This window comes from Subtercola sp. Z020 (assembly GCF_002931235.1).
Taxonomy (GTDB): domain Bacteria; phylum Actinomycetota; class Actinomycetes; order Actinomycetales; family Microbacteriaceae; genus Subtercola.
This window is the reverse complement of record NZ_PSTT01000001.1, coordinates 1-6,604: the sequence shown is the minus strand read 5'-3', so window position 1 is coordinate 6,604 and position 6,604 is coordinate 1. Positions and strand designations below refer to the sequence as shown.

The 6,604-nt window shown below is 68.8% G+C and carries 6 protein-coding genes; 2 read left to right on the top strand and 4 right to left on the bottom strand.

What is annotated here, in order from left to right; all coding sequences use genetic code 11:
- The first annotated feature begins 170 nt into the window (after positions 1 to 170).
- Together C5B96_RS00030 and C5B96_RS00025 are read left to right on the top strand one after the other, a co-directional pair.
- Positions 171 to 701: a hypothetical protein gene (locus tag C5B96_RS00030; RefSeq protein WP_104241697.1), complete on the top strand. Its 531-nt coding sequence runs from the start codon at positions 171 to 173 to the stop codon at positions 699 to 701.
- 266 nt (positions 702 to 967) lie between these two features.
- Entirely contained in the window at positions 968 to 1,975 is a 1,008-nt protein-coding gene (locus tag C5B96_RS00025; RefSeq protein ID WP_146078042.1) for an MBL fold metallo-hydrolase, read from the top strand.
- Here C5B96_RS00025 and C5B96_RS00020 read toward each other — a convergent pair.
- The 4 genes from C5B96_RS00020 to C5B96_RS00005 are packed head-to-tail and all read right to left on the bottom strand — an operon-like array spanning position 1,960 to position 6,347.
- Positions 1,960 to 3,102, bottom strand: a complete 1,143-nt coding sequence (locus C5B96_RS00020; protein WP_104241694.1) for a bifunctional 2-methylcitrate synthase/citrate synthase — start codon at positions 3,100 to 3,102, stop codon at positions 1,960 to 1,962. The two genes, C5B96_RS00025 and C5B96_RS00020, sit on opposite strands and share 16 nt — an antisense overlap.
- 37 nt (positions 3,103 to 3,139) lie before the next feature.
- A complete protein-coding gene (prpB, locus tag C5B96_RS00015; RefSeq protein ID WP_104241692.1) occupies positions 3,140 to 4,039 on the bottom strand; it encodes a methylisocitrate lyase in 900 nt (299 codons plus the stop codon).
- Positions 4,039 to 5,598 carry an MmgE/PrpD family protein gene (locus C5B96_RS00010; protein WP_104241690.1) on the bottom strand — a complete coding sequence of 520 codons (1,560 nt, stop codon included), beginning with the start codon at positions 5,596 to 5,598 and terminating at the stop codon, positions 4,039 to 4,041. Before C5B96_RS00010 ends, prpB begins: the two co-directional genes overlap by 1 nt.
- The gene (locus tag C5B96_RS00005) at positions 5,595 to 6,347 is read right to left on the bottom strand and encodes a GntR family transcriptional regulator (protein ID WP_104241688.1); all 753 of its coding nucleotides are present in this window, start codon (positions 6,345 to 6,347) and stop codon (positions 5,595 to 5,597) included. The genes C5B96_RS00010 and C5B96_RS00005 overlap by 4 nt, the downstream gene beginning before the upstream one ends.
- Between the last annotated feature and the right edge of the window lie 257 nt (positions 6,348 to 6,604).

The window sequence follows — 6,604 nt, the reverse complement described above, 5'->3', positions numbered from 1 at the left end:
ATGACACAATCTGAGCTTAGCTCGGCAAACAGTGCTCCTCTGCGCCCGCGCCCGCGGCCGGCCTCACCCGCTACGTCGCAGGCGCCAGAGGAGCACTGTTTGCCGAGCTAAGCTCAGATTGTGTCATTGCTCCGAAAACTCGCCTCCGCCACCCCGCACTTCGGCATCGCATGAGTGGTGAGCTGGTCTTCGTCGATGAGACCAAGGCCCGGGACTACCTCGTCGTGGCTGTTGCGATTGCTACATCCGATATCCGCGCCGCCCGAAGCGTCATTCGGCAGCTGACGCTTCCCGGTCAACCTCGACTGCACATGAAAAAAGAGAACGAATCGCGAAAACGCCAGATCCTCGACGGGATCGTACGCCTGCAGCCGTCGGTCACTGTCTACCGCGGTGATGCGCTTCTCCGCACCGACCTGGCGAGACGCGAGCGCTGCCTGCGGGCCTTGGTGGCCGACTGCGTCCGCGACCAGCGCGGAGCACTCTTACTGGAGCGAGACGAGACGATCGTCAGCCGCGACCGCCAGTGGCTGATCGAGGCGAGTCGTGACGCGGGTGCCCCTGGATTTTCGTACCGGCACGAGTCCGCCTCATCTGAGCCGCTCCTTGCGATCCCGGATGCCCTGGCCTGGGCATGGGCGCGGGGAGGGGACTGGCGGCGCCGCTGCACGGGTCTCATCACTGGCATCGTCGACGCATGAAAACAGCGAACCGCAGACGGGACTGGCCCGACAGCCGCCGCAGCCTGGCCTCTGCCGGGTGCCCGTCCCCCTTGAAAACGCAAAACCCGAGCGCCACGACCATTCCGGACGGGTCTCGGGTTCACTTTTCACCACTCAGCGCGATGAACACTCCTCATATTACACGGGCCGTTCAGAACCGCCAAGCGTTATGACAACCGCACCGGACCGCGGTTCGCGGCCGGATCGACCGCGCGAAAGCGGCCAGCGCGGGTAGCGTGAAGGGCATGCAGCCCACGAGCACCGCCCTGTTCGACGCGAACGCCGCGGGGCGGGTGCCGCCGCTCGGGCAGGTCGCGGCGGGGGTCTGGGTGCTGCCGCAGGCGATGCCGAACCCGCAGCTGCCGTACACGCTCAGCTACCTCATCGTCGACGCCGACGACCGCGTGCACGTGATCGACCCGGGGTGGGATTCCGACGAGAACCTCGCCGCGCTCGAAGAGGCGCTGGGCGTGATCGGCTCGTCGTTCGACCGGGTCGCGAGCGCGACCGCGACCCACCTGCACCACGACCATTTCGGCCTCGCGGGCCGGCTGCAGCAGGCGTTCGGTGTGCGCATCGGCCTCAGCAGCGTCGACCAGCAGGCCCTCGATGCGCAGGGTTCCGCACCGGGCCCGAGCTTCACCGCCGTCGACTTCGACCGCTGGGGGGTTCCGGATGCCGAGCAGGCCGGGCTCGCCGACACCTTCCTCGCCGGCGCCACCGTGATCGAGACGCGGGCGGATGTTCTGCTGCAGCCGGTCGACCGCCTTGACATCCCCGGTCGCACGATCACGGTCCACGCGACGCCCGGCCACACCGCGGGCAGCATCTGCCTGGCAGACAGCGAGGCCCGCCTGGTCTTCACCGGCGACCACGTACTGCCCATGATCTTCCCGGGCATCGGGCTCGGCGGCCGGATGCCCGGGAATCCGGTCACGACCTACATCGATTCCCTCTCAGCGCTCAGCGAGTTCGACGACGTCGAGGTGCTGCCGGGCCACGGCTACACGTTCACCGGGCTGGCAGAACGGCGGGCCGCGACGGCCGCCCACCACGACCGCCGAACCGCGGAGGCCGCAGCGGTGCTGGGCGGGCATCCAGACGCCAGCATCTGGGATGTCGCGAGCCGGCTGCACTGGACCGCCGGCTGGGAGGGCCTCCGCGGGCCGTATCGCCGTTCCGCACTCGCCCAGACCGAGATGCACGTCGGGCGCGTGCGGAATGGCGACTGGGAGCGCTACTCGGCGAGGTGACGCTCGTCGACGCCGTTGTAGGCGCTCAGCGGGCGGATCAGGGAGTTGGCGGCGAGCTGCTCCATGATGTGCGCGGTCCAGCCCGTGATGCGCGCCGCCACGAACAGGGGCGTGAAGGTCGCGGTGTCGAACCCGATGAGGTGGTAGGCCGGGCCCGACGGGTAGTCGAGGTTCGGCTTGATGTTCTTCCCTGAGGTCATAGCGGTCTCGAGGGCGTCGTAGAGCTCGGCCAGGTCGGGGCGCCCGTAGTACTCGACGAGGGTGTCGAGCGACGCCTTCATCGTGGGGACCCGCGAGTCGCCGTTCTTGTAGACCCGGTGCCCGAAGCCCATGATCTTGCGCTTCTCGGCCAGGGCGCCTGCGAGCCAGTCGGCCGCCCTGTCGGCGGAACCGATCTCGTCGAAGAGGTGCATCACGGCCTCGTTGGCTCCGCCGTGCAGCGGGCCCTTGAGGGCGCCGATGCCGCCGACGACCGCCGAGTACAGGTCGGAGAGCGTCGAGGTGATGACGCGCGCCGTGAAGGTCGAGGCGTTGAACGAGTGCTCGGCGTAGAGGATCAGCGAGACGTTGAACGCCTCGACGACCACCGGGTCGGGTACCTCACCGAAGGTGATGTAGAGAAAGTTCTCGGCGTAGCTGAGCTCGTCGTTCGGCTCGATGATGTCGAGGCCGTGGCGCCGGCGCTGGTCGTACGCGACGACAGCGGGAATCTGGGCGAAGAGCTGCACCGACTTGGCGAGGTTCGCCTCGATGCTCGAGTCGTCGGCTCCCGGGTCGAGCGCACCGATGGCGCTCACCGCCGTGCGCAGCACGTCCATCGGGTGGGCGCTCGTCGGCAGAACGTCGATGATCTGCTTGATCTCGGGGTCGAGCGAGCGGAACGAGCGCTCGACGGCGGTCAGTTCGGCGAGCTGCTCGTCGGTCGGCAGTTCGCCGTGCCAGAGCAGGTACGCGACCTGCTCGAACGAACAGGTGGCCGCCAGCTCCTGCACGGGGTATCCCCTGTACAGCAGCGAATTGGTCTCGGCGTTGACCTTCGAGATGGCGGTGTAGTCGGCGTAGACGCCGGCCAGCCCCTTGCGGATCTCGGGTTCCGCGTCCTGGGTCTTCGGGGTGGTGTCGGCCATGACAGTTCCTGCTCTCTGCGTGGTGGTCGGGAAGCGCTTATCGATTGATCTGGAAGGTGTAGACCGACGAATCGAAGGCGTTGTACGCCTCGTAGTCGAGCAGTTCGTAGAGGTCGGCGCGGTGCTGCATCTCGCCGACGACACTGTTCAGCGACCCCTCGGCGTTCAACACGTCGAGGGCGCGGTCGGCGGCACCCATCGCGAGGCGCAGCAGCGACACCGGGTAGATGACGATGTTGATGCCCACGCTCTCGAGCTGGCTGGTCGTGAACAGCTCGCTCTTGCCGAACTCGGTCATGTTCGCCAGCACCGGAACATCGACGACCGCCCGGATGGCCTCGAACTCGCTGAGGTCGGCCATCGCCTCGGGGAAGATCGCGTCGGCACCGGCGTCGACCAGTGCACGAGCGCGATCCTGGGCAGCGGCGAGGCCTTCGACGGCCCGCACATCGGTGCGCGCCATGATGAGCAGGTTCGGGTCGCGCCGGGCGTCGGCCGCAGCGCGAATGCGCTTCAGCGCGACATCCAACTCCACCACCTGCTTGCCGTCGAGGTGGCCGCAGCGCTTCGGGTTGACCTGGTCTTCGATGTGCAGGCCTGCGACACCGGCGTCTTCGAGGGTCTGGATGCTGCGGGCAACGTTCATCGGCTCGCCGAACCCGGTGTCGGCGTCGACCAGAACGGGCAGGTCGGTCATGCGGGCGATCTGCTGGGTTCGGCCCGCGACCTCGGTCAGCGTGGTGAGCCCGATGTCGGGCAGGCCGAGGTCGGCGCTGAGCACCGCGCCGGAGACGTAGACGCCCTCGAAGCCCTTGGCCTGGATCATCTTGGCACTCAGCGGGTTGAAGGCGCCCGGCAGGCGGTGCAGCTTCCCGGTCGCGAGCGAGGCGCGGAAGTCGGCGCGCTTCTGGGCCGGGGTGGTGGTGGCGTACAGCATCAGAACAGTCCTTTCGGGGTTGCGACCGAGGCCAGGAGGCCCGGCCTGGCGACGATCGTCAGCTGGCGCACCTCGTCGGCCGTGAGCTCGGCGGTGCGCTCGGCGAGCGCGAGGAAGTGCTCGATCTCGCTGTCGTCGAGAACGCCGGCGGCGAGGGTGCGGAACTTGTTCACGTAGTCCGCCCGCTGGAACGGCCGCGCGCCGAGCGGGTGCGCATCCGCCACCGAGATCTCGTCGACGAGCCGTGTTCCGTTCGCCAGCTCGATCTCGACGCGGCCGCCGAACGCCTTCTCGTTGACGTCGTTCGAGTGGTAGCGCCGGGTCCATTCGGCGTCTTCGACGGTCGTGACCCTGTTCCAGAGTTCGACCGTGTCGGCGCGGGCGGCGCGGGAGGGCAGGTAGGAGGCCTCGTGGTTCCACGCGCCGTCCTGCAGGGCGACCGTGAAGATGTACGGAATCGAGTGGTCGAGCGTCTCGCGCGAGGCGGTCGGGTCGTACTTCTGCGGGTCTCCGGCGCCCGATCCGATCACGAAGTGGGTGTGGTGCGAGGTGTGCAGCACGATCTTCGTGACGTTCGCCGGGTCGGCAAGTTCCGGATGCTCGGCGTGGAGCTTGCGGGCGAGGTCGATCCACGCCTGCGCCTGGTATTCGGCGGAGTGCTCCTTGGTGTAGCTGTCGAGAATCGCGCGCTTGGCCTCGCCGGCGGCCGGCAGCGCGACGTCGTAGACCCGACCGGGGCCGCCGAGCAGCCAGGCGATCACACCGTCTTCGCCCTCGTAGATGGGGGTCGGGCTGGTCTCGCCACGCATCGCCCTGTCGACGGCCTCGACGGCCATTTTGCCTGCGAAGGCCGGGGCGTGCGCCTTCCAGCTGGAGATCTCGCCCTTCCGCGACTGGCGGGTGGCGGTGGTCACGTGCAGGGCCTGGCCCACGGCCTGGAAGATGGTCTCCACGTCGAGGCCGAGCAGTGTGCCGATGCCGGCCGCAGCGCTCGGGCCGAGGTGCGCCACGTGGTCGATCTTGAACTCGTGCAGGCTGATCGCCTTCACCAGGTCGATCTGGATCTCGTAGCCGGTCGCGATGCCGCGAACCAGGTCGGCACCGGTCTTGCCGGCGTGCTGCGCCACCGCGAGGATCGGCGGGATGTTGTCGCCCGGGTGCGAGTACTCGGCGGCGAGGAACGTGTCGTGGAAGTCGAGCTCCCGCACGGCGACGCCGTTCGCCCACGCGGCCCACTCGGGGCTCACGGTCTGGGCGCCGTCGAGCCCGAAGACCGTCGACCCGGGCCTGTAGGGGTGGGCCTCGGCCTGCGAGCGGGCGGAGACGACGGGCCTCCGGGTGAGGCTCGCGGCGGCGACGCTCGCGTTGTCGATGATGCGGTTGATGACCATGTCGACCACCTCGGGGGTGACCTCGACGGGGTCCGCGGCCACCCGGGCGATGCGGTGGGCGAGCTGGTTCTCGCGGGGCAGCTCTTCGTCGCTCTTGTGGGTGCGTACGTTCAGGTGTTCGACCACGGGGGTCCTTCCGGTTCGGGGTGTGGGGCGCGGGTGGGTCATGCGCGGGTGGATGCCGCGCCAGCGGTTTCTGCGCGGGTGGATGCCGCGCGAGCGGTTTCTGCACGAGCGGTTTCTACGCGGGTGGATGCCGCGCGAGCGGTTTCTGCGCGGGTGGCCTCCGCCGCCAGGATCTGCTGCAGCGAGGTGTGGAGGTGCACGTGGGTGGAGTGGGCCGCCAGATCGGCGTCGCCGTCGCGAATGGCCTGCACGATCATCCGGTGCTCCCCTGCTGCTTCGAGCAGGCGTTCGGGGTTGTCCTTCGAGAGGCGGCGCACGCGGGCGAGGTGGATGCGCAGGTTCGCGAGGGCGCTGACGAGATACGAGCTGCGCACGGCGGCGTCGACCGCACGGTCGAACTCCCGCACGAGCTCGTAGTAGTCGTGGCGGCCCGGGTCGGCCGAGCGGAGCAGCGCGGGCGCCTCCCTGAACCGCGCGAGCAACTCGTCGAACACAGCCGGGTCGCGCCGCCCGGCGGCGAGCCGCGCGGCCTGCTGTTCGAGTGCCTGTCGGAGCTCGAACAGCTCGGTCACGTTCTCGGTCGAGACCGCGGTGACGACGAGGCCGCGGCCGGACTCGGCGAGCAGCCCGTCGGCCTGCAGTCGCCCGAGGGCTTCGCGGAGGGGCGTTCGCGAGATGCCGAGCCGCGCGGCGGTCTCGACCTCACCGAGCATGGTGCCGGGCTGCAGCTGCCACTCGAGGATCTCGTCGCGCAGCAGCTCGTAGGCGCGGTCGCTGGCGCGTGACGCCATCGGCACCTCCCACCCGCTCGCGCTGTCTCTTCTCCCGAATGTACACACTGACGCGCACTCTGGCTACCTCCGAGACCCTCTCGGCACCGAAACGTCATCAAATGTACACACAGCCCCACGTTCGCTCCCATCGACTCGGTGATTTCTGTCGCCCCGTCTCCCACCCGAGCGACAGATTTCGACGACTCGATGTCCCGGGGCGGGGGTGCGAACCCCCGGGCGGGCTGGGCACAAGGGGTTGAGGCGCGGCGTGGGGG